This is a genomic window from Pseudomonas algeriensis (assembly GCF_048847255.1).
Classification (GTDB): domain Bacteria; phylum Pseudomonadota; class Gammaproteobacteria; order Pseudomonadales; family Pseudomonadaceae; genus Aquipseudomonas.
Map to the genome: position 1 here is coordinate 72472 of NZ_JBKKRK010000002.1, position 25653 is coordinate 98124.

A 25653-nucleotide genomic window follows, 5' to 3' on the forward strand; every position below is an offset into this window, starting at 1 on the left:
ACGACACACTATGAAAATAACAAAGAATCTGTTGCAAGTCGGAGCGCTGGGGTTGTCCCTGCTGGCGGCCAGCGTCATGGCCGCCGTGCCTGCGGCCGAGGCCGATAAGCTGGGCAAGAGCCTGACGCCGATGGGCGCCGAGATGGCGGGTAATGCCGATGGTTCGATTTCGGCCTGGAAACCCATGGCCAAGAACGCCGGTAGCGTGGACGGCAAGGGTTTCCTCGCCGATCCGTACGCCAGTGAAAAACCGTTGTTCACGATCACCGCGCAAAACGTCGACCAGTACAAGGACAAACTCGCCCCCGGCCAGTACGCGATGTTCAAGCGCTACCCGGAAACCTTCAAGATGCCGGTCTACACGACCCATCGCGGCGCAACCGTGCCCGATGACGTGTTGGCCTCCATCAAGAAAAACGCCGTGAACACCAAACTGGTGGGCGGCGGCAACGGCCTGGAGAATTTCGAGACGGCCGTGCCGTTCCCGATTCCCCAGAGCGGACTCGAAGTGATCTGGAACCACATCACCCGTTATCGCGGCGGCAGCGTGACCCGCCTGGTGACCCAGGCCACGCCGCAGCCAAACGGTTCGTACAACCTGGTGTACTTCCAGGATCAGTTCGTCTTCCGCGACAAGATCAAGGGCTTCGATCCGGCCAACCCGGGCAACGTGCTGTTCTACTTCAAGCAGCAAGTGACCGCGCCGGCACGCCTGGCGGGTACCGTGCTGCTGGTTCACGAAACCCTCGACCAGGTGAAGGAACCACGCAAGGCCTGGATCTACAACGCCGGCCAACGCCGTGTGCGCCAGGCCCCGCAAGTCGCCTATGACGGCCCGGGTACCGCCGCCGACGGCCTGCGCACCTCCGACAACCTGGACATGTACAACGGCGCGCCGGACCGTTACGACTGGAAGCTTGAAGGCAAGAAAGAGTTGTACATCGCCTCCAACAGCCACAAGATCGATTCGCCGCAACTCAAGTACGCCGACATCCTCAAGGCCGGCCACATCAACCAGGACCTGGCGCGCTATGAACTGCGTCGTGTCTGGCACGTGACCGCGACCCTGAAGGAAGGCCAGCGCCATATCTACGCCAAGCGTGACTTCTATATCGACGAAGACACCTGGCAAGCGGCGGTCATCGACCACTACGACGGTCGTGGCCAACTGTGGCGCGTGGCCGAGGCCCATGCCGAGAACTACTACGACAAGCAAGTGCCGTGGTATGCCCTGGAAACCCTCTACGACCTGCAGTCCGGTCGTTACCTGGCCCTGGGCATGAAGAACGAAGAGAAATCGGCCTACGACTTCGGCTTCACCGCGTCCACCAGCGACTTCACCCCTGCGGCGCTGCGCCAGGAAGGCGTTCGCTAACCGCTTTGCCCGAGGCCGCATCCTCGAAAAAACGCCCCGACTGGTTCGGGGCGTTTTTTTTGCCAACGCATATCGTTTGTGGCGAGGGAGCTTGCTCCCTCGCCACAACCGCCATAAACAATCTGTAGTCTTTTTGTAGCCATTTGTAGCACTCCCTTCAATACGTCCTCGTTTACGGCTAGTCTGCGGACATCTGCAACGCCGCCACCCGCATTCCAACAAGAGCCGGCCATGACTGATCTGTCTTCACTCCCGGATTCTTCCCGCGCAGCCTTCGCGGTACAGGAAGGGCGCTTTTATCGCCCGCCTTTGCCCGATGGGCACGTCGTGCGGCCGCGGTTGTGCGAGCGCCTGAGCGCGGGGCTCGGTGGCCGGTTGCTGTTGGTGAGCGCCCCGGCGGGGTTCGGCAAGAGCTCGTTGGCGGTGGAGTTTTGCCAGGGTTTGCCGACGCATTGGCACAGCCTCTGGTTGGGGCTCAGTGCCAGGGACAACGATCCGGGGCGTTTCCTGGAGCGGTTGCTTGAAGGGCTCCAGGCGTTTTTTCCCCAGTTGGGCGGCCAGGCGTTGGGCCTGTTGAAGATGCGCCAGCGCCACCAGCCCTTTGCTTTCGAGGAATGGCTGGACGGCCTGCTGGACGAGCTGTCCGGGCATCTATCGCCACGGGCGCCCTTGCTGCTGGTGCTCGATGACTACCATCTTGCCCAGAGCCCGGTGCTGGATCGCTGCTTGCAGTTTTTCCTCAACCACTTGCCCGATGGGTTGCTGGTGCTGGTGACCAGTCGCCAGCGGCCGGACTGGCATCTGGCGCGTTTGCGCCTGTCGCGCCAGTTGCTGGAACTCAACGAGCAGGACCTGCGCCTGACCCACGACGAAGCGCTGACGCTGCTTCAGCACCACAGCAGTTCACTGCGTGGGGAAGCCTTGGAAAACCTGATCCAGCGCAGCGAAGGCTGGGTCGCCGGGCTGCGTTTCTGGCTGCTGGCTGCTTCCGAGGCCGGCAGCGAGGGGCGATTGCCCCAGGCCCTGCACGGCGGGGAAGGGCTGATCCGTGACTATCTGCTGGAAGAAGTCATCGATTGCCTGCCCGCCGAGGTGCAAGCGTTTCTCTACGACATCGCCCCGCAGGAACGCTTTTGCAGCGAGCTGTGCGATGCGGTGCGCGACGCCCACGACAGCCAGGAAATTCTCCAATACCTGGCGGCCCATCAGGTTTTCCTCGTGCCGCTGGACGAGCACGGGCGCTGGTATCGCTTCCATCACCTGTTTTCCGATCTGTTGCGCAGTCGGCCCAGCGCGCAAGCCATGGTGCCGGGCGCAACGTTGCACCTGCGCGCCTGTCGCTGGTTCAACGCCCAAGGCCTGATCGATGAAGCCGTGGAGCAGGCGCTGCGCGCCGGGCATTTGGACGTGGCGGCAAACCTGGTGCAAAACCTTTCGGAGGAACAACTGCTGGCCGAACAGAATGTCGGTATGTTGCTGCGCTGGAAAATGGACCTGCCCGACAGCCTGCTCATCAGCACGCCGCGCTTGATCGTGCTCTACAGCTGGGCCTTGGGCCTGGCCTGCCAACTCGATGCCGCGCAGGAGCTGGCCGCTCATTTGAGCCGCTTCCTGCCGGCCCCGTCGGCCACCGCGCATAAATCCATGCTCGCCCAGTGGCTGGCCCTGAGCGGCATCGTCGCCCGTGGCCGTGGCGATCGCCAGGCCACCCTTCGCTATTGCACCGAAGCCCTGGAAAGCCTGCCGCAAAAACGTTACGGCCAACGCCTGATGTGCTTGTCCACCTTGTCGAACCTGGCGATTGCCGACGGCGACCTGTGGCGCGCCCGGGCGCTGAACCGCGATTCCCTGGAACTGGCGCAGCGGGTCGGCAACCCACTCTTCGAGGCTTTGGCCCATTACGATCGCGCCCGGGTGTTGCAGGCCCGAGGGGAAATCCTGAGGGCGCTCGATGAGGTGAAACAGGGCTTGCAGCGCTTGCACGCGCTCTCGCCTCAACGGTTGTATGCGGTGCGCGCGCGACTGGTCCTGTACGAAGGTTTCCTGTTGACGCTGCGCATGCAATCCACGGCCGGGTTGGCGCGGTTGCAGGCAGGCCTCACTGAAGCCCGTGCCTGCCGGGATATCAGCGTGTTGATCGGCCATTGCGTGATCGCCCGCGTCGAAGGCCACGCGGGCGAATTTGCCCGAGCCTTTGCCGAACTGGCCGAAGCCGAGCGCCTGATGCATATCTGGGATGTTCCGCCGGTGTACTACCTGGCGATGATCACCCTGGTCAAATGCGAGCTCTGGTTGGCCCAGGGCCGCACTGAACTGGCCGAAGCCTGGCTGGCGCGGCTGGGGCAGACCTATACCGGCGAACGCGCCGCCGCGCCACCGGAGTTCCATCCGCAACTGCCGCTGCATGTCGAGCTGCAACAAGCCCTGCTGGAGTCCATCCGCGGCCAGCCGATGCAGGCTGAAGGGCGGCTCGATGCATTGCTCCAGCACGCCCAGCAAACCGGACGGCAGATGCTCGCCGTGATGGTGCTCAACCAGAAAGTCGCCTTGCTGCTGAGCGTGGGCCGCGAACCCGATGCGCGCGGCACATTGGCCGAGGCTTTCGAAGCCGCCATCGGGGGGGCGCTGCAGCCATTTGAATGGTTGCTCAAGGAGCGTCCCGAATGGTTGCGTGAGCAACTGCTGCAAGCGCCGCACAGCGAGTTGCGTCAACAGTTGCTCGATCGTTTACCGTCGACGGTACTGCCTGTCGAGCCCGCGCCATCGGTGGAGACCCTCAGCAGCCGGGAGCGAGCGGTGCTGCAACTGATCGCCCAGGGATGTTCCAATCAGGAGATCAGCGAGCAACTGTTCATCTCGCTGCACACGGTGAAGACCCACGCCAGCCATATCAACAGCAAGCTCGGCGTCGAGCGCCGCACCCAGGCCGTGGCTCGGGCCAAGGCGTTGGGATTGTTGGGATGACGATGCTGTGAGAAACCTGTGGCGAGGGAGCTTGCTCCCGCTGGGTTGCGAAGCGGACCGCAACATCAAGCGCCGCGGTGTATCAGGCTTTGCATGGGGCTGCTTCATGCCAGCGGGAGCAAGCTCCCTCGCCACAAGCACCTATTGGGTTTGAGCCAAGGAATCACTCGAATGTTGCCGTTGTACAAAACCATCCCATCCCCGGTCGGCGAGCTGATCCTCGTTGCTCGCGACGCCAAGCTGGCAGCCATCCTGTGGGAAAACGAACGGCTCAACCGGGTGCGCCTCGGACCGCTGGAGCTCGACAGCGATCACCCGACCCTCAAGGAGGCCGAGCGCCAGTTGCTTGAATATTTCGCCGGTCAGCGCCGCCAGTTCGAGCTGGTACTGGACTTCGCCGGCACTGACTTCCAGGTGCGGGTCTGGCAGGCGTTGCTGACCATCCCGTTCGGCGAAACCCGCAGTTATCGCGACATCGCCATCCAGATCGGCCAACCGACCGCGACCCGGGCGGTAGGGGCGGCCAACGGCCGCAATCCGATCTCGATCATCGCCCCGTGTCATCGGGTCATCGGTACATCAGGCAGCCTCACCGGTTTCGCCGGCGGCCTCGCCGCCAAACAGTATTTGCTCAGCCTTGAAGGCCAGCAGAGCCTGCAATTGGCATTCTGACCTGGCCCCACCCTCTATGGGAGCGAGCTTGCTCGCGAAAGCGGTCGTTCAGTTGCATAGGCGTTGATGACCTCTGACAGCAAGTGATCAGCTCATGGGGTTTTTTGGCGACAGCATGCGCGTTGGCGGCTTGCCATCGGCATTGTGTTGATAGATTCGCGCCGGTTGCCCCTGTTCGTTGAAAAATACCTGGCCGATCCCGGCCGAGTTCCATAACCGTTCCCCGGCCTCGGCGTGTTCCGGGACATGGGGAACGATGCGCATGCTGCGGCGCTTAGTGAACCAGTTCAACGGCGAACGGGGTGAATAGAGCCAGCGGTTCAGGCGGTCGAACCACTCCAGCAACGCCGGCGGAAATTCATTCTTGATGCCGCTGCTGGTGATCTGCCAGACGCGCGGGCCACCCTTGCGATGTGGGATCAATACCTCGTAGACGAACGAATAATGCACGTCGCCGGACAGCACCACGTAGCTGCCCGGCGTGCGCGAGTGTCGGAAGATATTCAGGATCACCTGGGCCGCGCCACGGTGGGCCATCCAGTTTTCCGCGTCCACCAGCAGCGGGTAGCCGCACCAGCTGAACACCCGTTGTACGGTCTCGATCAGCTTGACGCCAAAAATCGGCGCCGGCGAGACGATGATCGCCGAAGGGTGGTCGAGCAATTCTTGTTGCAGTTCGCTCAGGGCCTCCCAATCCAGCAGGCCCGACGGCTGCTTGAGACTGTTCTCGCTGCGCCAACGGCGAGTACGGGTGTCGAGGACCACCAGCGCCGGGGTCGTCGGCAACACGTAATGCCATTGTTGGAAACTGAGCAATCTATCGATCAACGCATCCTGGGGGGCGCTGTCGATGTAGCGGTCCTGGGCGGTTCCGCTCAAGGCCACGGTTTGCTGGATGACCTCACCAAAGGCATCCGGGTTGTTGCCCCAGCCCTGGCAGAGCATGTAGGCGATCAATGCATTGCCGATGATGCGCTTGGAGAAGGGATGACCGTAGGCGGTTTCTTCCCATTGGGCGGACAGGTTCCAGTCGTCCGTGATGTCGTGATCATCGAAGATCATCAGGCAGGACAGGTGAGCAAATACCCGCGCCACGCCGTCCAGCCCGGTCTTGAAGGCCTCGATCCGTTGGTGTTCCAGCTCGTAGCGCTGGCGCCGTTCGACGGTCAGTTCCGGCGGTTGCGGATCGATCAGCGTCCACGGCACGGGTGACCACACCAGCAAATACATCGCCATGACTTCAGCGAAGGTCACTAAGTGATTATCGGCGCTGCTGCTGGTAAAGATCGGCTTGCGCGCCCCGCCGAAAAATCGTTCCCGCAGGGTTTCGTTGCTTTCCAGTGCCGGCAGCAGATCGGCGCGGTGGTAGTAACTGGCCGGGTGTTGGTAAAGCTTGGCGCTGTCTTGCACCACCGCGCCTTCAAGGCACTCTTCAAACAGCCCAAGGCGCTCGATCAAGGCATGGATCGCCCGCAGCATCGGGCCCGCCACATCATCGGCATACACCTGGTCGCCGCTCATCATCAGCAGCGCCGGCCGTTGTTCGGGGGATTGCGCCAACAACCGGTCGACGCAGAGCAATCCGTCGTTGGCGGGGAAATGGGGTTTGCGGCAGGAGCCGTGGACCAGTTGGTCGATGCGCGAATGCACCATGAAACTTGGACACCGTGCATCGCCATACACCAGATGCGGCGCCCATTCGGCGATGCCGGCACCGTCCACCAGCAGGTCGTAGCCAATCGCCGCGTCCAGCGACAGGGTGGTATCGAGTTGCACATCGATCAAATGCACAAACGCGTGGCGGCCCACCGGCACCACCGTGCAATGCAGGGCGTCGAGTTGCAGATCGGCTGCGCCGTCCAGCCGCAAGGTCAACGCCAACGGCCGCGAGCCCACCAGCCACATCACCAGCCGCCGGGGCTCCAGCCGCCGCAGCAGCGGGCCTACAAGGACGGAGGGCAGGGTGCAAGAGGTGTCGGAAGAGGACGGCAACATGCGTGGAAAAGCTCTGCTTTCAAAGGAAAGCGAGGATCATAACGCAATGTGCCCGAGGGCTGTGGAGGCTGCACTGGTGTGGCGAGGGAGCAAGCTCCCTCGCCACAAGACTTAGCTCATGCCCAGCCAGTTCGGCAATGCCAACGAGATCCATGGCACATAGGTAATCAGCACCAGGAACGCCAGCAGGATCATCAGCCACGGCATGGCCGCGCGGATGGTCGCTGTCAACGACATGCCGGTCACCGCCGAGGTGACGAACAGGTTCAGCCCCACCGGCGGTGTGATCAGGCCGATCTCCAGGTTCACCACCATGATGATGCCCAGGTGGATCGGGTCGATGCCCAGTTTCATGGCGATGGGGAACAGGATAGGCGCCAGGATCAGGATGATCGCCGACGGCTCCATGAACGCACCGGCAATCAGCAGCACGATGTTCACCACCAGCAGGAAGGTCACCGGCGTCAGCCCGGCTTCGATCACCCACGCAGTGATCTGCTGCGGCAGTTGCTCGGTGGTCAGCACGTGGGCGAAGAGCATGGCGTTGGCGATGATGAACATCAGCATGATGCTCAACTTGGCCGACTCCAACAGCACCTTGGGCGTTTCGCGGAACGTCAGGTCCTTGTAGACGAACAGTGCGATAAACGCTGAGTAGACCGCCGCCACGGCTGCTGCTTCGGTGGGTGTGAACATCCCCGAATAAATCCCGCCGAGGATGATCACCATGAGCAGCAGGCCCCAGCCTGCCTTGCGCGCTGCCGTCAGCCATTCACGCAAGGTTGCCCTGGGCATGGCCGGCAGGTTTTTCTTCACCGCGACAATGTAGATCACCACCATCAAGGCGGTCCCAAGCAGCAGGCCCGGTATCACACCGGCCATGAACAACTTGCCCACCGAGGTTTCGGTCGCGGCGGCGTACACCACCATGACGATCGACGGTGGTATCAAGATGCCCAGGGTGCCGGCGTTACAGACAATGCCCGCACCAAACGCCTGTGGGTAACCCGAACGCACCATGCCGGCGATGGCAATGGAACCCACCGCCGCTACCGTCGCGGGGCTGGAGCCGGACAAGGCGGCAAACAGCATGCACGCCAGCACCGCCGCAATCGCCAGGCCGCCACGGATGTGGCCGACGCAGGCGTTGGCAAAGTCGATCAGCCGTCGCGCCACGCCGCCCGTGGTCATGAACGCACCGGCCAGCAGGAAGAACGGAATCGCCAGCAGGGTGTAGTGTTCGCTGGTTTCGAACAGCTTGATCGCCAGGGAACGTACCGAGTCGGGGCTGAAGAAAATGATCGTCAGCGATCCGGCCAGGCCCAGGGAAATCGCGATCGGCACGCCGATAAACATCAGCACGAACAACGCGAGGAACAGGAAGGCAATGGTCATGGCTTGTCTTCCTCGATATCGGTCAGTTTGATCGCTTCCGCCGCTTCATCGGCCAGGCCCAGGCCGGTCTGACGATTCATCAGGATGCGTACGAGAATTTCCGCAAAGCGGATGAATACCAACGCGAATCCTACGGGCACGATCAGCCCGATATGCCATTGCATGATGCCGAAGTGGCCGAGGTCTTCGGCGCCGATCTCGGCAATCATCAAGGTGTTGATCCACTCGAAACTCGCCACCGCGAGCAACCCGGCATAACCCAGGCAGCACAGGCAGGCGATCACGCCGATGTAGCGTTGCACCGGTTTGCTCGCCAGTTTCACCAGCGCATCGACACCGATGTGCCCGGCGGTGCGCACGCCGTAGGACAGGCCAAAGAAAATCAACCAGCCGAACAGCGCCTTGGTCAAGGAGCTGCTCCAGGTCATGGCCTGGGCCATGCCCATGATGCCGTCGCCGATGGCGAACATGGGCTCGCTGGCGGCCGGCCAGTTGTCGCCAAGGCTGTAGAACACCGCATAAAGGTTGTTGAGGACCACGTAGACGAAGGTGACCAACGTCATGGCGGCCAAAAGGAAGGCAATGAAAGCTTCCTCGAAATGTTCCCAAGTGCGCCGAAGGGCGTTCATGGATGGCATCTCCTGCAGGGAGGACGACAGGTCGGCGCTGCCATGACGGCAGCGCCGGCCAACCCATTACTGAGCCTTGTTGGAGGCTTCGGCGGCCTTGATCAGGTCGGCACCGATGTCACCTTCGAACTTCTTCCACACCGGTTTCATCTTCTCGCGCCATTCGTTGCGCTCTTCAGGCGTGAGCGTAATGATCTCGGTGGTCTTGGCGTCGATAATGCGCTGCTTGTCGTTCTGGTTCAGTTGCGCCGCTTCTTTGTTCACGTGCGCGGTCACTTCAACCAGGATCTTGTCCAGTTCGCTACGTACATCTGGCGGCAGGCCGCTCCAGAACTTGGTGTTGGTGATCAGCATGTAGTCGAGTACACCGTGGTTGGATTCGGTGATGTACTTCTGAACTTCATGCATTTTCTGGCTGTAGATGTTCGAGTACGGGTTTTCCGCACCGTTGACCACGCCAGTCTGCAGGCCTTGGTACACCTCGGCGAAGCTCATCTTGCGCGGGTTGGCGTTCACCGCCTTGAACTGCTCTTCGAGCACGGCGGAGGCTTGTACGCGGAACTTCAGGCCACGGGCGTCCTTGGGTTCGCGCAGTGGCTTGTTGGCGGACAATTGCTTCATGCCGTTGTGCCAATATGCCAGGCCGGTGATGTTCTTGCTTTCCATGGACTTGAGCAGTTTCTGGCCTTCGGGGCTCAGCTGGAAGCGGTCCACGGCGGAGATGTCATCGAACAGGAAGGGCAAGTCGAACAACTGCACCGTCTTGGTGTATTGCTCGAACTTGGCCAGGGACGGGGCGATCATCTGCACATCGCCCAACAGCAGGGCTTCCATTTCCTTGCCGTCGCCGAACAGCGAGGAGTTAGGGTACACCTCGACTTTCACTTTGCCTGGCAGGCGTTCTTCCACCAACTTCTTGAACAGCAGCGCACCCTGGCCCTTCGGCGTTTGCTCAGCCACCACGTGCGAGAACTTGATGACCACCGGATCAGCCGCCATGGCGGTGCTCAGCGCGCTGAGGGCCAGTGTGCAGACGAGTGCTTTCCACATAGGTTTAAACATTGGGCTTTCCTTTTATTTTTAGTTTCGCCCGTGCGGGCTCATTCAAAACACAACGCACGGTAGGACAGTTGCAAGTCTAGGCAGAAAATAGCTTGCCTGGGCATTGTGACATCAAGTGCGGGGCTTTACTGCGTCTTGTTGGACGCTTCGGCGGCCTTGATCAGGTCCGGGCCGATATCTTTTTCAAACTTCGCCCACACCGGTTTCATCTTGTCACGCCATGCGTTGCGCTCGTCCGCCGTGAGGGTGGTGATTTGAGTGGTCTTGGCATCGAGCACCCGTTGCCGGTCCTGTTCATTGAGCCGCTGCGCCTCTTTGTTGGCATGGGCGGTTGCCTCGACCACGATCTTGTCCAGTTCGACGCGAATGTCCGCTGGCAGGCCGTTCCAGAAATCGGACGTGGTAATGAGCATGTAGTCGAGAATGCCGTGGTCCGTCTCGGTGACGTACTTCTGCACCTCGTTCAGTTTCTGGTTGTAAAAGTTCGAATAGGGGTTCTCCGCGCCATTGACCACACCCGCGCGCAGGGCCTGATACACCACCGAAAAAATCATCGGTTGCCCTTTGGCGCCTACCGCCTTGAACTGCTCCTCCAGCACGGCGGAAGTCTGCACACGAAACACCAGGCCCTGCGCATCGCTGGGCATGCGCAGCGGTTTGTTCGCCGAAAGCTGTTTCATGCCGTTGTGCCAATAGGCCAGGCCAGTGATGTTCTTGCTCTCCATGGACTTGAGCAATTGCTGGCCCTGGGGGCTTTGTTGGAAGCGATCTACCGCCGCGATGTCATCGAACAGAAACGGCAGGTCGAACAGTTGGACTTTGCGGGTGTACTGCTCGAACTTCGCCAGTGACCTGGCAATGATCTGCACGTCTCCCAGCAGCAAGCCTTCCATCTCCTTGTCATCGCCCAACAGCGTGGAGTTGGGGTAAACCTCGACCTTCACCTTGCCCGCCAAGCGTTCTTCCGCCAGTTTCTTGAACATCAGCGCGCCTTGGCCCTTCGGCGTCTGCTCGGCGACTACGTGGGAGAACTTGATGACGATGGGATCGGCTGCCATGGCGGCGCCCGATGCGGTAATGGCCAATGTACAGGCGAGCGCTTTCCACAAGGATTTGAGCATGGCGGATCTCTTGGAATTATGTTTATCGTACGGACACCTTCGATGTCCCTGCGAACAGCAAACAATGGCAAGTCTAGGAGATAAAATGCGGGCCGCCGGGCTGTTTTGGCGTGGTGGGTAAAATCGCTTGGCACCTGCCGGGACTGGCCTTCAGAATCAAGCAAGCAGGATGTTCTCAAATACCAGCAAGGACTTCGCTCCATGATCGATTTCAACAACAAAGGTTTCTTCAAGCTCAAGCAAAACGATGAGTACGCCGAACGCGTCACAGCCCTCTTGCTGGACGGCGAACAAGTCATCGACGCCTACAAGTCCATGCGCGATGGGGTGGTCTTTACCAACAAACGCATCATTGCCGTGAACGTGCAGGGCATCACCGGCAGCAAGAAGGACTTCACTTCGCTGCCCTATAAAAACATCGTCGCGTACTCGGTGGAAACCTCCGGCACCTTCGACCTGGATTCTGAACTGGAGATTTACTTTTCGTCCCTGGGCAAGGTGAAGTTCGAATTCACCGGCAAGACCGGTATCGTTGAAATCTCCAAGGTCATCTCCAGGCACCTCTTGGCCTGATCCCAGCAGGCCGGCTGGAGCTCAGGGCTCCAGCGACGGCCCCTTCAACTCGATCTGGTTGCCATCCGGATCGCAGCAGTAGATCGATAAGCCCTTACCCTCCGCCCCGAAGCGCATTTGCGCTTTCTCGACCTCCAGGCCTGCTGCGTGTAGATGAGCGAGCAGCGCTGGTTCGTCGAACGGTTCGATGCGCAGGCAGAAATGGTCGACGTTATGGCCGTGTTCGCCGGCTGCTTCGCCACCCTGACGGCCAAGTGGCCCGTCGACGTCCACCAGATCGATCATCGATGCACCGGCGCCGAGGTGGATCAGTCCCAGCTCGTCCCGACGTTTCCTGAGCTCGCAACCCAATACCGATGTGTAGAAGGCGAGGCTGCGTTCGATGTCTTTCACGCGCAAGACGATGTGGTCGATGCGCTCGATGCTGAAGTTCTTCATGTCGGCCTCCGCATGAGTTCTGGCGCCAATGAGTCCAGTCACTGTAGCCAATGATTCCCGCAACGGGCACGGGCTGATTCGTGGCGAGGAAGTGGCTTGTGGTATGACGACTTCTTAAGATGTCATGGTTGTAAAAAGCTGTCCGGACAAGATAAATCTCTTATTTCGTTGATTTGATGGGTTGACAGGTCGGCCAAAGTGCTCAAATAATCGGACATGTTGTATGACGACATACAAATATAAATAACAACACGGTGCCCTCCCTATGAGAATCACAGGCGTTCACGTCGAAATATTTTCCACTCCGTCGCGTCGCGCCCAGGACAGCGCCGGCCACGCTCATCCCGGCGACGAAGTCATGATCAAGATGGCCCTGCTGCGGATCAGCTGCGACGATGGATCGGAGGGTTATGCGTTCGGTACGCCTGAATTGATTCGACCGCACATCATCGAATCCTTCGTGCGCAAGGTGCTGATCGGTCGCGACCCGATGGACCGTGAGCGCATCTGGCAGGACCTGGCGCATTGGCAGCGCGGTAGCGCAGGGCAGTTCACCGACCGGGCGCTGGCCCTGGTGGAACAAGCCTTGTGGGATCTGGCCGGGCGCAAGCTGAAGCTGCCGGTGCACAAGCTTATCGGCGGTTACCGCGACAAAGTCCTGGCCTACGGCTCGACGATGTGCGGCGATGATCTGCCGGGCGGTCTATCGACGCCGGATGAGTACGGCCAGTTTGCCGAAAAGCTCGTCGAGCGCGGCTACAAGGCAATCAAGCTGCACACATGGATGCCGCCGATTTCCTTCGCGCCAAATCCGCAAATGGATATCCAGGCCTGCGCCGCCGTGCGCGAAGCGGTTGGCCCGGACATCGCGCTGATGCTCGACGGCTACCACTGGTACAGCCGCATGGACGCGCTGACCATCGGCAAGGCCCTGGAAAAGTTGAATTTCGCCTGGTTCGAAGAGCCGATGATGGAAGACTCCGCCGAGTCCTACGCCTGGCTGGCGGCCAACCTGGATATTCCGGTGCTGGGCCCCGAAAGCATCGCCGGCAAATTCCACAGCCGCGCCAGTTGGGTCACGCACAAATCCTGTGACATCCTGCGCGCCGGCGTGGCCGGCGTCGGTGGCATCGGGCCCTGCCTGAAAGTGGCGCACCTGGCCGAGTCGTTCGGCATGGATTGCGAAGTCCACGGCAACGGCGCGGCGAACCTCGCCGTGGTGGGGGCGATCAGCAATTGTCGTTGGTACGAGCGTGGCCTGCTGCACCCGTTCCTCGATTACGAGCAAGTGCCGGCGCATCTCAACAGCATCGTCGATCCGATGGACGCCGACGGTTATGTGCACCTGTCTGATCGGCCGGGGTTGGGCGAGGACATCAACTTCGCCTATATCGAAGCCAACACATTATCCCGACATTGATGGCGCACTGCGTCCGGGGCTGAATGGCCCGGACGGCAAGTCTATATAAATATAAAAAAGGACTGAACCATGAAACTCTGGCCCAAGCGCCTGTCCAGGCTGCTGTGTGTCATCGTGGCGCTGTGCACAGTGCAGGTGCCCGTCAGCCTGGCCAAAGGCGAAACGCCCGCCGACCAATTGGTGGTGGGCATGAGCATGATCAACCTGTTGTCCCTGGACCCGGCCGCCGCGACGGGCCTGGAGGTTGCCGAGGTCAACGCCAACGTCTACGACATGCTCCTGGAGCAAGACGCGGCGCAGCCGGACACGCTGGTTCCGGCCCTGGCCAAGAGCTGGGAAATCAGCCCGGACCGGATGCGCCTGACGTTTCAATTGCGCGACGACGTACGCTTTCACTCCGGCGCTCCGCTCACTGCGCAGGATGTCGCCTGGTCCTTGCAGCGCGTTGTCATCCTCAACCGCGCCTTGGCTTCGACTTGGAAAGCTTACGGTTTCACAGCCGAAAATGTCGTCAAACTGATGCGGGCAGAAGGGCCGCACACCTTTGTCATGGAGCTGGCGCGCAGCACCGATCCGCTGCTGGTGCTCAATACCTTGGCAACTTCGCCCAGTGCCTTCATCGTCGACCGCTCGGTGGCCTTGCAGCATCAGGTCGGTGACGATCAGGGCGCGGCCTGGCTGGCTACGCATACGGCCGGGTCAGGCGCATTCAAGCTCGACATATGGCGGGCCAACGATGTGATCCTGATGAGTCGCAATGACGACTATTGGCGCGGCGCGCCGAAGTTGCGCCGGGTGATCATGCGCAACATGACCGAGTCACAGGCGTTGCGCCTGATGGTCGAGCGGGGTGACCTGGACGTAGCGCGCGGCATGGCCGCCACCGACATCAAGGCGCTGGGCAAGGTCGACGAGGTGCGCATTCAGAGCATCGCCCGCGGAACGCTGTACTACGTGGCGATGAGCATGCAGCAACCGCTGTTCCAGGACATCCGCGTGCGCCAGGCGATCCGTCTGTTGATCGACTACCAGGGCATCAACGATGTGGTGATGCCGCATTACGGCGTGATCAACCAGCGGCCGATGCAATTGGGCTTGCCGGCGCGCCTGGAGGATCCGGGTTATCGCTTGGACGTGGCCAAGGCCAAGCGGCTGCTGGCGGAGGCCGGACACGCCGAAGGCTTCAAGGTGAGCATTCGCTCGCTGACCGACCCGCCGTTCATCAACATCGCCACCAGCCTGCAAGCGACGCTGGCCCAGGCGGGCATCCAGGCGACGATCATCACCGGCACCGGCAACCAGATTTACGGGGCGATGCGCGACCGACAGTTCGACATCCTCGTGGGGCGTGGTGGTGGCGGGGCTGAGCGCCATCCGCATTCGAGCCTGCGCGCTCTGGTGTACAACCCGGACAACCGCACCGAAGCCAAGTTGAGCAACTTCCAGGGCTGGCGCACCTCGTTCTTCAACCAGCAGCTCAACCAGTTGATCGAACAGGCCGAGAGCGAGCGCGACCCCGAGCGTCAGCGGCAAATGTACGCCCAGGTCCAGACCCTTTATGACCAACAGGCCGGGGCAATCATGCCGGTCTCGCAGATGGTCGATGAGGTGGTGATCCACGCTGACGTGCGCAACTACATCGGACACACCGCCGCTACCACGCGCCTTCGGGACGTCTACAAGCAGCGCTGAAATCGACGGCCGCAGGCCAAGGCAGGAATGAATATGTCGACTGCATCCTTTTCAATCTGGACCACCCGGGCCGTTTCGGCGACCCGGCGCGGCGGCTCGGTGGCGGTGACGCTGCTGGGGTTGCTGCTGCTGACTTTCTTTATCGGGCGCGTGATGCCGCTGGACCCGGTGCTGGCCATCGTCGGCCCGGACGCCGACGCTTCGGCGTATGCCCAGGTATATAAAGAGCTCGGCCTGGACAAGCCATTGTGGACCCAGTTCGCTATCTATCTCGGCGATCTGGTTCACGGTGATTTCGGCATGGCGTTGCTGACGGGCAACCCAGTCATCACTGACATCGCCCGAGTATTCCCGGCGACATTGGAACTGGCGACCCTGGCCATTCTGTTCGGCGTGCTGGCGGGCCTGCCGCTGGGTGTCTACGCGGCGACCCATCAGGGCCGTGCCGGTGACCATATCGCACGGCTGATCACACTGTTCGGTTATTCCACGCCGATTTTCTGGATCGGCATGATGGCTTTTTTGGTGTTCTACGCCTGGCTGGGTTGGGCCGGCGGCGTCGGGCGGATCGGCCTGGCCTATGACGGGCTGATCCCCAGTCACACCGGATTGTTGTTGATCGACACGGCTTGGTCCGGCGATTGGGAGGCCTTTCGCAGCGCACTGCGGCACATCCTGCTGCCGGCGGTGATCCTCAGCTTCAACTCGGTCGCCTACATCAGCCGCATGACCCGCAGCTTCATGCTCGAACAGCTGTCCCAGGAGTACATCATCACGGCCCGGGTCAAGGGGCTGTCCCAGCGCAAGATCGTCTGGGGCCATGCCTTCGGCAACATTCGCGTGCAGCTGTTGACCATTGTCGCGCTGGCCTACGGCGGGTTGCTCGAAGGCGCGGTGCTGATCGAAACCGTGTTTGCCTGGCCGGGCTTCGGGCAGTACCTGACGAGCAGTCTGTTGCTCGGTGACATGAACGCGGTGATGGCTTGCGTTCTGTTGATCGGCCTCATCTTCGTGACGCTGAACCTGATCAGCGATGCGCTCTACAAGATCTTCGACCCGAGGACTCGCTAATGAACCTGCCCCTTGCTTCCAGCGCAGCCGGCAGTGCCGCGCTGCCTGCTTCGAGTACGGCTGCGCTGGTCGCCAGCGCCACCCGGCTGCTGCGATTTCTGCTGCGCAACCCGATGACGTTCGCCGGCCTGGTCGTCGTCTCGACCCTGATCCTGGTCGCGGCCTTCGCGCCCTGGATCGCCGGTCACGATCCCTTGGCGCAGAACCTTGCTGGCGCGTTGCATGCGCCCAGCAGCGAGCACTGGTTCGGCACTGACGAGTACGGTCGCGATGTGTTCGCCCGGCTGGTGTATGGCTCGCGCATCACGCTGTACATCGTCTTGCTGGTGACGGTGATCGTCGGCCCTATCGGCCTGTTGGTCGGCACGGTTTCCGGTTACTTCGGCGGTTGGGTCGACAGCCTGTTCATGCGCATCACTGACATCTTCATCTCGTTCCCCAGCCTGGTGTTGGCGCTGGCTTTCATCGCTGCCCTCGGCCCGGGCCTGGAGCACGCGGTGATCGCCATCGCGCTGACGGCGTGGCCGCCGATAGCCCGATTGGCACGCGCTGAAACCCTGCCGCTGCGCAACGCTGACTTTGTCGTGGCGGTCCAGCTCCAGGGCGCGTCGAGTCCCCGGATCATCCTGCGCCACATCATTCCGATGTGCCTGTCGTCAGTGATCATCCGCCTGACCATGAACATGGCGAGCATCATCCTCACCGCCGCCGCCCTGGGCTTTCTCGGCCTCGGCGCTCAGGCACCCTTGCCGGAGTGGGGGGCGATGATCTCCACCGGGCGGCGCTACATGCTCGAAAGCTGGTGGCTGGTGGCGGCGCCCGGTGCGGCGATCATGCTGGTCAGCCTGGCCTTCAACCTGTTGGGCGACGGCTTGCGCGACGTCCTTGATCCCCGCAGCCAATCCTGAGGAACAAGTCATGACTGAGATAAAACTTGCGGTACAGGATTTGTGCGTGGAGTTTCGCAACGCGGGCAAAACCTCGCTGGCGGTGCGTGATGTGTCGTTCAACCTGGGCCGGGAAAAACTCGCCATTGTCGGCGAATCCGGCTCGGGCAAATCCACCGTCGGCCGCAGCCTTTTGCGTCTGCATCCGCCGACGGCGCGGGTCACCGCCAAGACCCTGCGCTTCGCCGATATCGACTTGCTGAGCGCGAGCGAAAAGCAGATCCAGGCGATTCGCGGCGCGCGCATGTCGATGATCATGCAAGACCCGAAATATTCACTGAACCCGGTGGTGCGCGTTGGCGAGCAAATCGCCGAAGCCTATCTTGCCCATCACAAAGTGCCCCATCGCCAAGCGCGGGAACGGGCCTTGGACATGCTCGCAAAGGTGCACATTCGTGACCCTCGTCGGGTCTATGACCTGCACCCCCACGAAGTCTCTGGCGGCATGGGCCAGCGGATCATGATCGCCATGATGGTCATCACCGATCCCCAGGTGATCATCGCCGACGAACCCACCTCGGCCTTGGACGTATCGGTGCGCCGGCAGGTGCTCAACGTGCTGGAAGAGCTGGTCAGCGAGCGTGACCTTGGACTGATTTTCATCAGCCACGATTTGAACCTGGTACGGCATTTCTGCGACCGCGTGCTGGTGATGTACGCCGGCCGCGTGGTCGAGTCGATTGCCGCCGCCGACCTGGATAACGCCACCCATCCCTACACCCAAGGCCTGTTGGCTGCATTGCCCAGCCTGGACCATCCGCGCGCCACGCTGCCGGTGTTGCAGCGCGACCCGCACTGGTTGAATCCTTGAGGAGCCTGTCATGAGCATGATCGAAATCACCGGCCTGAACCTCAGTTTCGGCACCGGCGCGGCACTGAACGCGGTACTGCACGACGTGGGCCTGAGCGTTGGCGAAGGTGAGGCGTTTGGCCTGGTGGGGGAGTCCGGTTCGGGCAAGACCACCGTGCTGCGTTGCCTGGCCGGACAATACCAGCACTGGACTGGTCAACTGCAAATCGCCGGCAGGGCAGTGACGCGCAAGCTGCCGCTGGACCACTACCGTACCGTGCAGATGGTTTTCCAGGACCCGTACGCCTCGCTGCATCCGCGCTACACCATCGACGCCGCGCTGCAGGAGCCACTGCGTATCCACGGTATCGACGGGCGTGGGCCGAAGGTCAGCGAGATCCTGCGCAAGGTTGGTTTGAACGACAGCTTTCGCTTTCGTTACCCGCATCAATTATCCGGCGGCCAGCGCCAACGCGTGGCGATTGCCCGTGCGCTGATCCTGCGCCCTCGGGTGTTGCTGCTGGACGAGCCGACCTCGGCGCTGGATGTCTCGGTGCAGGCGGAAATCCTCAATCTGTTGGCCGATCTGCGTCGCCAGGAAGGGCTGACCTATTTGATGGTCACCCACGACTTGGCGGTCGTTGCGCATTTGTGCGATCGGCTGGCGGTGATGCAGCAGGGCAGGGTAGTGGAGACACTCGACAGTCACTTGCTCGCGAACAATGGCGCCGACCATGAATACACGCGCCTGTTGGTGCAAGCCAGTCGCGATATTCAACGCGTACCTATTGCCGTTTGAAGTAACTGACCCGCTGTACCTGTTTTAAACCGCAGAACACGTTGAACCGCACGTTTCAATGCGCGTACGCGCTCGCCTGCGATTTGGCGTTCAACCCAACTAATGATTTCAACTTACAAGAATAAAAAATATGAAAAAGACCCTCGTAGTTTTGTCGATCGCTTCGTTGTTCACCTCGGTTGTCGCTCAGGCGGATACCGGTTATATCAATGTCCGGCATCAATATGCTGAAAAGACTCGAATGCATGCCGACCGCGCCAAGTTCGGCATCAGGCTGGATAACGGCGTGGGCCTGGAAGGTGAACTCAAATACAAGACCGCCGGTGACCGGAAAGACGTCGCCTTCGACAATACCGTCGGCAGCGGCCATGAATTTACCGTCAACTACCAGCATAAGATCGATGATCGCTGGACGCTGACGCCTTCGTTCGCCATGGAGAGCGACGAGGAATCCACGACCTACAAAATGGGCATGCGCCTGGGTTACAAGATCACCAAAGAACTGAGCATCGCCGGTCGCTACCGTTACGATTCCTCCAAGCTGGACCGCGACAAAGTCGATCGCGACGTGCCGGACAACGGCCAGGACGACCAGACGATCCATCGCTATGACGTGTACCTCAACTACGCGGATCAAGGGCCTTGGGCGTATGAATATCAACTGACGTACTTTGATGCCGATTACATCCGCTACAACGGCGGTACTGACGACTATGAGCAGAATGCCGTGGTCAAGTACAAGTGGGACAAGCGCTGGGCACCGTTCTTTGAAGTGGGTGATATCAAGGTCAACTCGGTGGACAGTGATCGCCAACTGCGGTTGCGGGTGGGGATCCAGTACAACTTTTTCTGAGTGGTGGGAGAGGTAGTCAACACTGAATTAAAACTGTGGGAGCGAGCTTGCTCGCGATAGCGGCCTGCCTGTGCCGGTGATATTGGATGTTCCGCCGCCTTCGCGAGCAAGCTCGCTCCCACAGGGGGCGGTGGAGAATAAAAATGCGGTGGTCACTGCAGCCACAAAACTGGGGGGTTATTCGTTGTAGAACGCCTGGCGTTGTTGGGTTTCACACAGGCGCATGCGGCTGTTGCTCAAATGCAGGTACATGGCCGCCCGCGCCGCATCGACATTGCGACTGGCGATGGCATCGAAGATTTGCTGGTGCTCGGCATTGATCCCATGCAGGTAGGCGCTGCGATCACTTTGCCCTGAGTAGGCGGAGTTCATCCGGGTGCGCGGGATCAGCTTCGTACCCAGGTGCTTCATGATGTCGATCAGGTAGTAATTGCCGGCCGCCTTGGCGATTTTCAAGTGGAACTGAAAGTCGGCGTTGATGGTGGTGCCGGATTTTTCCGGCCCTTGCAACAACGCATCCAACGCCTGGGCCAGTTCGGCCAGGGCTTCGGGCGTGGCGCGTTCGGCGGCCATGCCGGCGGCCTGCACTTCGAGGCTCAGGCGAAACTCCAGCAAGTTGAGCACGTCGGACAATGTGGCAATCGTCGCCGGCCCGAGGGTAAACCCTTCCGGTGCCGGCATATCCAGAACAAACGTGCCGACGCCGTGGCGCGTCTCCACCAACCCCGCCGCCTGCAAACGCGACAATGCCTCGCGCACCACCGAACGGCTGACGCCTTCGGCTTCCATGATGTGCACTTCGGTAGGCAGCTTTTCGCCACATTTCAGGATGCCGTCGCGCATGCGCTGGGCAAAACGGTCGACCAGTGTTTCGGCCAGGCGGCGCGGCTTGTTCAATGGAGATAACGCTTGGTCCGTCATCGGCGTGCTCTAGTGAGATCAGCGGGCATTATAGTGAGTTTTGAGGCAAGGTCGCGGCTATAATGCCGCGATCGTCTGGCTTGATGGATAGGTGCAATGGAGCGTGTCACAACCGATCGACGCCTGAGCATGACTCAGCAACTGGTGGTCGACCTGACGCAGCAGATACTCGCGGGCGACCTGCCTGCGGGCAGCAAGTTGCCAACGGAACAGGTGATCATCAAGGAGCGTGGCGTCAGTCGGACCGTCGTCCGTGAAGCCATGTCCCGGCTCCAGGCTGAAGGCTTGGTGGAAACCCGACATGGCATCGGCACGTTCGTGGTGGACACCGCGCGCCCGGGAGATTTCCAGGGCGGCAAACATGTCAAGGGTGACGCTTATGACGCGCTGGCCGTGATCGAACTGCGCCTGAGCCTGGAAGTGGAAGCTGCGGGTATCGCTGCGCAACGCGCCACGCCGGATCAGTTGCTAACGATGCGTGAGGCGCTCGATGCGGCGAATGCGCTTGATCCAACGGATGAGGAAAGCGCCCGGGTCGATTTCGAGTTTCATCGGCAGGTCGCCCAGTGCACCGGCAACAGCTTTTTCATCGATGCCATGGCCCATGTGGGCAACACGTTGATCGAGGTAGTGCAACAGGCCGGGCCGTCGGTGACAGGCCAGAACCGGGCACTGGTGGTGCGCGAGCGGGAGCAGATCTACGCGGCGTTGGCGCGGCACGATGCGCAAGCAGCACGGGCTTCGATGCGGTTGCATTTGATCAATATGTTGCAGCGAGTCCGGGGTGTGGTCGAACTGAAGGCGCAATGACCTGCATCACCATCCACTGTGGGAGCGAGCTCGCTCCCACAGGTTGATCGTGGGGGTCAAACTTTCGCAGGGTTCTGCTTTTGCGGATCGATCCCATAAAGTGTGATCGCCTCAGCGACTTTTTCCCTTGGGATTTGCCCGTCGTCGGCCAGGGCCTTCAACGCCGCGAGGGCGATGAAGTGACGGTCCACCTCAAAGAATCTGCGCAGCGACTCGCGAGTGTCCGATTGACCGAAACCATCCGTGCCCAGGGCCACGAAGCGGCGCTTGGGTACGAACGGGCGGATCTGGTCGGCGAAAATCTTCATGTAGTCCGTCGCGACCACCACCGGGCCCTGTTTGTCGTGCAGACAACTTTCCACATAACCGACGCGCGGCGCGTGCTCGGGATGCAGCAGGTTCCAGCGTTCGGCTTCCTGGCCGTCACGGCGCAGTTCGGTCAGGCTGGTCACGCTCCAGACTTCGCTGCTGACAGCAAAATCCTGTTCCAGCAATTGGGCCGCCGCAACGACTTCCTGAAGGATTGAACCGCAACCCATCAGCTGCACATGCTTGCCTTCGACAGGTTTTTCCGACGCCGAGAGGCGGTACATGCCCTTGAGAATGCCTTCCTCGACACCTTCGGGCATCGGTGGGTGGGCGTAGTTTTCGTTCAGTACGGTGATGTAATAGAAGATGTCTTCGTTTTCAGCGTACATCCGCTGCATACCGTCTTGGATGATCACCGCCAGTTCGTAGGCGTAGGTCGGGTCGTAGGATACGCAACACGGGATGGTCGAGGACAGCACGTGGCTATGGCCGTCGTCGTGTTGCAGGCCTTCACCCATGAGCGTCGTCCTGCCGGAAGTCGCCCCGAGCAGGAAGCCGCGAGCGCGTGCATCGCCCGCCGCCCAGGCCAGGTCGCCAACGCGCTGGAAGCCGAACATCGAGTAAAAGATGTAGAACGGCACCGTCATCACGCCATGGGTGCTGTAGGACGTGCTTGCGGCGATCCACGAAGATATCCCGCCGGACTCGTTCAGCCCCTCCTGCATGATCTGGCCGTCCCGGGCTTCTTTGTAGTAGCTCAACTGGCCGGCGTCTTGTGGGGTATACAACTGGCCGACATGGGAGTGAATGCCGATCTGGCGGAACAGGCTTTCCATGCCAAAGGTGCGAGATTCGTCCGGCACAATGGGCACGATCAGCTTGCCGATGTTCGGGTCCTTGAGCAGCGTGCCGAGGATGCGCACGAACGCCATGGTGGTGGAAATCGCCCGTTCGCCCGTGCCTTTGAGCTGTGTATCCAGCGCTGATAAGGGTGGCACCTGCAATGGCGCCACGGCGTTGAAACGCGCCGGGATATAGCCGCCCAACTGGGTCCGCCTGGCTTGCAGGTAGAGGGCTTCGACGCTGTCCGCGGCGGGTTTGAGATAAGGCATGTCACCCAACTGGTCGTCGGTGAGCGCCAGTGCGAACCGGTCACGGAACGCCTTGACCGCCTCGTCGCCCATTTTCTTGAGTTGATGATTGATGTTCTGGCCTTCACCCGCTTCGCCCATGCCGAAGCCTTTCACGGTCTTGGCCAGAATGACTGTCGGCCCGCCAGTGTGGCGCATGGCAGCGGCATAGGCGTTGTAGACTTTTTCCGGATCGTGGCCACCGCGAGACAACTTCCAGATGTCGTCGTCGCTCAGGTCGCTGACCAGCTCCAGCAACTGGGGATATTTGCCGAAGAAATGTTCACGCACATAGGCGCCGTTCTGGGATTTGTAGTTCTGGTAGTCGCCGTCAACGCATTCCATCATCCGTTGGCGCAGCAGGCCGCTTTTGTCCTTTTCCAGCAGGGCATCCCAGCCACTGCCCCAGATCACCTTGATGACATTCCAGCCAGCCGCCCGGTACAGGCTTTCGAACTCCTGGATCACCTTGCTGTTGCCACGCACCGGACCGTCCAGGCGTTGCAGGTTGCAGTTGACGACAAAAATGATGTTGTCGAGCTTCTCCCGGCCCGCCAGGGAAATGGCCGCCAGCGATTCCGGCTGATCCATTTCACCGTCACCGAGAAACGCCCAGACTTTGCGGCCTTGGTGTTCTTTCAGGCCACGATCTTCAAGGTAGCGCATGAACCGGGCCTGATACGCGGCGGTGATCGGTCCGAGCCCCATGGAGACCGTTGGAAACTGCCAGAAGTCTGGCATCAGCCGTGGATGCGGATAGGACGAAACACCGTCGCGGTCAGTCTCGCGGCGGAAGTTGTCCAGCTGCTCTTCGCTCAGGCGACCTTCCAGATAGGCGCGTCCATAGATGCCGGGTGAAGAATGGCCTTGGATGTACACCATGTCGCCAGCGAATTGCTCGGTGCGGCCACGGAAAAAATGCTCGAAGCCGACGTCATACAAAACGGCCGCCGATGCATAGGACGCGATGTGCCCGCCCACGTTTGAATGTTTGCCGGCGCGCAGCACCATGGCCAGTGCATTCCAACGGATATAGGCGTTGATCCGGCGCTCGACGGCCAGGTCGCCAGGGTAGGGCTGCTGGCGGTCGACCGGGATCGTATTGACGTAGGGGGTCGTCACTCGGCCGTAGAAATCGCCGTGGCGGTTGGCGTCGAAATCAAGCATCTGGTCGATCAGGTAGTGAGCGCGAGGGCGCCCTTCGACGCTTGCCACCGACTCAATGGATTCGAGCCATTCGCGAGTCTCTTGTGGATCCTCGTCGAGAAACATGGATTGTTGTGCCATCGTTGTCGTCTCCTGGACAGTGCTGCAGCACCGAGTCGTTTGGTGCCTGACTAAGGGGCGTGGGTGGACGCCAACCTTCTGGAATTTTGTAGTTGCATTTGCAACTACGAGCGAGAACTTATCCTGCCACGCGCTACAATTGCAACTAAATCGATCTCATCAAAAAGGTGCTGCATGTCTTCAAACGAGCCGGACACCTGGTTCAGATTCGTCCGGGCCCACCGCTGCCTGATCCGCGAAATAGAGCGTCGCCTGGCGGCTGAGGGGCTGCCTGCCTATGCTTGGTACGACGCGTTATGGGGCTTGGAAAGTGGCCCTGACGGCGCGCGGCGCATGAGCGAATTGGCCGATGTCATGGCCATCGAACGCTACAATCTCACGCGCCTGGTCGACCGCCTGGAGGCTGAAGGCCTGGTCACCCGCAGCCGCGCCAGCGACGACGGTCGAGGCGCGTACGCGGCCATCACCGAGAGCGGGAAAGCGCTGCGCAAGAAGATGTGGAAGGTCTATGAAGGCGCGGTGGACGAACTGTTCCTGTCGCAGTTCGATGACGACCAGCAACGAGTCTTCAGCGAAGCATTGGAACGTGCGGCCAAAGCGGCGCGCTCCAGTGGGCGAGCGGGATGAGCGATGTGTGTCATTGCAACAGGTATTGGCTCATCGCCTGCTCGACCAGCGCTCGGTCGATAAGCCCATCCTGAGCCAGGGCCTGCAACGACGACACCACGATCCAGTGTTTATCCACCGCTGCGCAAGCGGCACCGATAGAGTCGGCGCCGAGGGCCACGAACCGTGAGCCGATGTGGCTGCCGATCTGCTCGGCGACGTGCTGCGCGTAACCCGTCACCGCGACGACCGGATTGTCCGAGGGGCCCAGGCAGTCGAGCAGATGCGACGATCGTCTTGGCATCCCGGGGTGCATGCGATTCCAACGCTGTGCCTTGTCCGCGTCACGGGCTCACCAGCAGCGGGTGTTCATTCGCAATAGATGTGCTTCACTTTTCTTTTTTTGTCGATCACCACAGTGAGGCGAGATTTATCCGGGTGCTTGGCCCGTTCCGAGTGGGTGATCCGCACGCGCTTCACATCCAGTTTTTCCCTGTACTGGGCTTTGGACAAGGCTTTTTGAGCTATACCTCCAGGTTCCAGAATCATCGCCAGCCCGACTTTCTGAATATTGCAGTCCTCGGTCGCCAGCGCCGGGAAACAGGTGCCGGCCAATGTAATAGGCAGGATAAGTGGGAGCGCTCTGATGCAGCTTATCGTTGTATTCACCCTAGGCTCCTGCTCGCGAACCTGTAGCAGGTTAAGAGCCAACGCCGCCGCGCAACTACTGTCAGAGTCGACAGTAGCCAATATCAAATAGAAATATCCAAGCCGTGACTTTGCTGCATATCGCT

Annotated in this window: 23 protein-coding genes; 13 read left to right on the forward strand and 10 right to left on the reverse strand. The window is 60.7% G+C overall.

Annotated features, from left to right (window positions below):
• Positions 1-10 precede the first annotated feature (10 nt).
• The 3 genes from ACLK1G_RS03160 to ACLK1G_RS03170 all read left to right on the forward strand — a co-directional run bounded on the left by ACLK1G_RS03160 (position 11) and on the right by ACLK1G_RS03170 (position 5011).
• The gene (locus tag ACLK1G_RS03160) at positions 11-1375 is read left to right on the forward strand and encodes a DUF1329 domain-containing protein (RefSeq protein WP_420764098.1); all 1365 of its coding nucleotides are present in this window, start codon (positions 11-13) and stop codon (positions 1373-1375) included.
• Between the two features lie 231 nt (positions 1376-1606).
• The gene (locus ACLK1G_RS03165) at positions 1607-4339 is read left to right on the forward strand and encodes a winged helix-turn-helix domain-containing protein (protein ID WP_420764099.1); all 2733 of its coding nucleotides are present in this window, start codon (positions 1607-1609) and stop codon (positions 4337-4339) included.
• Between the two features lie 171 nt (positions 4340-4510).
• On the forward strand, positions 4511-5011 hold the full coding sequence (locus ACLK1G_RS03170; RefSeq protein ID WP_420764100.1) for a methylated-DNA--[protein]-cysteine S-methyltransferase: 501 nt from the start codon (positions 4511-4513) through the stop codon (positions 5009-5011).
• A gap of 87 nt (positions 5012-5098) precedes the next feature.
• Here the strand turns inward: ACLK1G_RS03170 and ACLK1G_RS03175 are convergent, their stop codons facing one another.
• The 5 genes from ACLK1G_RS03175 to ACLK1G_RS03195 form a co-directional block, all read right to left on the reverse strand.
• Positions 5099-7006 carry an alkaline phosphatase D family protein gene (locus ACLK1G_RS03175; RefSeq protein ID WP_420764101.1) on the reverse strand — a complete coding sequence of 636 codons (1908 nt, stop codon included), beginning with the start codon at positions 7004-7006 and terminating at the stop codon, positions 5099-5101.
• A gap of 111 nt (positions 7007-7117) precedes the next feature.
• Positions 7118-8401 carry a C4-dicarboxylate TRAP transporter large permease protein DctM gene (gene dctM, locus ACLK1G_RS03180; protein WP_420764102.1) on the reverse strand — a complete coding sequence of 428 codons (1284 nt, stop codon included), beginning with the start codon at positions 8399-8401 and terminating at the stop codon, positions 7118-7120.
• Positions 8398-9030, reverse strand: coding sequence for a TRAP transporter small permease (locus tag ACLK1G_RS03185; RefSeq protein ID WP_420764103.1), 633 nt, complete (start codon positions 9028-9030; stop codon positions 8398-8400). The genes dctM and ACLK1G_RS03185 overlap by 4 nt, the downstream gene beginning before the upstream one ends.
• Positions 9031-9096: 66 nt before the next feature.
• On the reverse strand, positions 9097-10092 hold the full coding sequence (gene dctP / locus ACLK1G_RS03190) for a C4-dicarboxylate TRAP substrate-binding protein DctP (protein ID WP_420764104.1): 996 nt from the start codon (positions 10090-10092) through the stop codon (positions 9097-9099).
• A gap of 125 nt (positions 10093-10217) precedes the next feature.
• Positions 10218-11213: a TRAP transporter substrate-binding protein gene (locus ACLK1G_RS03195; RefSeq protein ID WP_420764105.1), complete on the reverse strand. Its 996-nt coding sequence runs from the start codon at positions 11211-11213 to the stop codon at positions 10218-10220.
• A gap of 201 nt (positions 11214-11414) precedes the next feature.
• Here ACLK1G_RS03195 and ACLK1G_RS03200 point away from each other — a divergent pair, with 201 nt between their 5' ends.
• On the forward strand, positions 11415-11786 hold the full coding sequence (locus tag ACLK1G_RS03200; RefSeq protein WP_039592153.1) for a PH domain-containing protein: 372 nt from the start codon (positions 11415-11417) through the stop codon (positions 11784-11786).
• A gap of 21 nt (positions 11787-11807) precedes the next feature.
• Here the strand turns inward: ACLK1G_RS03200 and ACLK1G_RS03205 are convergent, their stop codons facing one another.
• Entirely contained in the window at positions 11808-12224 is a 417-nt protein-coding gene (locus ACLK1G_RS03205; protein ID WP_420764106.1) for a VOC family protein, read from the reverse strand.
• 265 nt (positions 12225-12489) lie between these two features.
• Between ACLK1G_RS03205 and ACLK1G_RS03210 the strand changes: the two genes are divergently transcribed.
• The 7 genes from ACLK1G_RS03210 (at position 12490) to ACLK1G_RS03240 (ending at position 19796) form a co-directional block, all read left to right on the forward strand.
• Complete coding sequence (locus tag ACLK1G_RS03210; RefSeq protein ID WP_420764107.1) at positions 12490-13644, forward strand: mandelate racemase family protein; 1155 nt, start codon at positions 12490-12492, stop codon at positions 13642-13644.
• A 69-nt stretch (positions 13645-13713) separates the two neighbouring features.
• Complete coding sequence (locus ACLK1G_RS03215; RefSeq protein ID WP_420764108.1) at positions 13714-15336, forward strand: ABC transporter substrate-binding protein; 1623 nt, start codon at positions 13714-13716, stop codon at positions 15334-15336.
• Positions 15337-15369: 33 nt separating this feature from the next.
• Positions 15370-16407: an ABC transporter permease gene (locus ACLK1G_RS03220; RefSeq protein ID WP_420764109.1), complete on the forward strand. Its 1038-nt coding sequence runs from the start codon at positions 15370-15372 to the stop codon at positions 16405-16407.
• A complete protein-coding gene (locus ACLK1G_RS03225) occupies positions 16407-17315 on the forward strand; it encodes an ABC transporter permease (protein ID WP_420764110.1) in 909 nt (302 codons plus the stop codon). The genes ACLK1G_RS03220 and ACLK1G_RS03225 overlap by 1 nt, the downstream gene beginning before the upstream one ends.
• 10 nt (positions 17316-17325) lie before the next feature.
• Positions 17326-18165 (forward strand): ABC transporter ATP-binding protein, encoded by an 840-nt coding sequence (locus ACLK1G_RS03230; RefSeq protein ID WP_420764111.1) that lies wholly within the window; start codon positions 17326-17328, stop codon positions 18163-18165.
• A gap of 10 nt (positions 18166-18175) precedes the next feature.
• Positions 18176-18943, forward strand: coding sequence for an ABC transporter ATP-binding protein (locus tag ACLK1G_RS03235; RefSeq protein WP_420764112.1), 768 nt, complete (start codon positions 18176-18178; stop codon positions 18941-18943).
• Positions 18944-19073: 130 nt separating this feature from the next.
• A complete protein-coding gene (locus ACLK1G_RS03240) occupies positions 19074-19796 on the forward strand; it encodes an oligogalacturonate-specific porin KdgM family protein (protein WP_420764113.1) in 723 nt (240 codons plus the stop codon).
• Between the two features lie 177 nt (positions 19797-19973).
• Here ACLK1G_RS03240 and ACLK1G_RS03245 read toward each other — a convergent pair whose 3' ends face one another.
• Positions 19974-20717: a FadR/GntR family transcriptional regulator gene (locus ACLK1G_RS03245; protein WP_420764114.1), complete on the reverse strand. Its 744-nt coding sequence runs from the start codon at positions 20715-20717 to the stop codon at positions 19974-19976.
• A 96-nt stretch (positions 20718-20813) separates the two neighbouring features.
• On the opposite strand from ACLK1G_RS03245, the gene ACLK1G_RS03250 reads away from it, so the two are divergent.
• Entirely contained in the window at positions 20814-21527 is a 714-nt protein-coding gene (locus ACLK1G_RS03250) for a FadR/GntR family transcriptional regulator (protein WP_420764115.1), read from the forward strand.
• 56 nt (positions 21528-21583) lie between these two features.
• Here the strand turns inward: ACLK1G_RS03250 and aceE are convergent, their stop codons facing one another.
• On the reverse strand, positions 21584-24253 hold the full coding sequence (gene aceE / locus ACLK1G_RS03255; RefSeq protein ID WP_420764116.1) for a pyruvate dehydrogenase (acetyl-transferring), homodimeric type: 2670 nt from the start codon (positions 24251-24253) through the stop codon (positions 21584-21586).
• 174 nt (positions 24254-24427) lie between these two features.
• Here aceE and ACLK1G_RS03260 point away from each other — a divergent pair, with 174 nt between their 5' ends.
• Complete coding sequence (locus ACLK1G_RS03260; protein ID WP_420764117.1) at positions 24428-24880, forward strand: MarR family winged helix-turn-helix transcriptional regulator; 453 nt, start codon at positions 24428-24430, stop codon at positions 24878-24880.
• 10 nt (positions 24881-24890) lie between these two features.
• Here ACLK1G_RS03260 and ACLK1G_RS03265 read toward each other — a convergent pair whose 3' ends face one another.
• Complete coding sequence (locus ACLK1G_RS03265; RefSeq protein WP_420764118.1) at positions 24891-25163, reverse strand: hypothetical protein; 273 nt, start codon at positions 25161-25163, stop codon at positions 24891-24893.
• 65 nt (positions 25164-25228) lie between these two features.
• Positions 25229-25528, reverse strand: a complete 300-nt coding sequence (locus tag ACLK1G_RS03270; RefSeq protein WP_420764119.1) for a hypothetical protein — start codon at positions 25526-25528, stop codon at positions 25229-25231.
• Positions 25529-25653 lie beyond the last annotated feature (125 nt).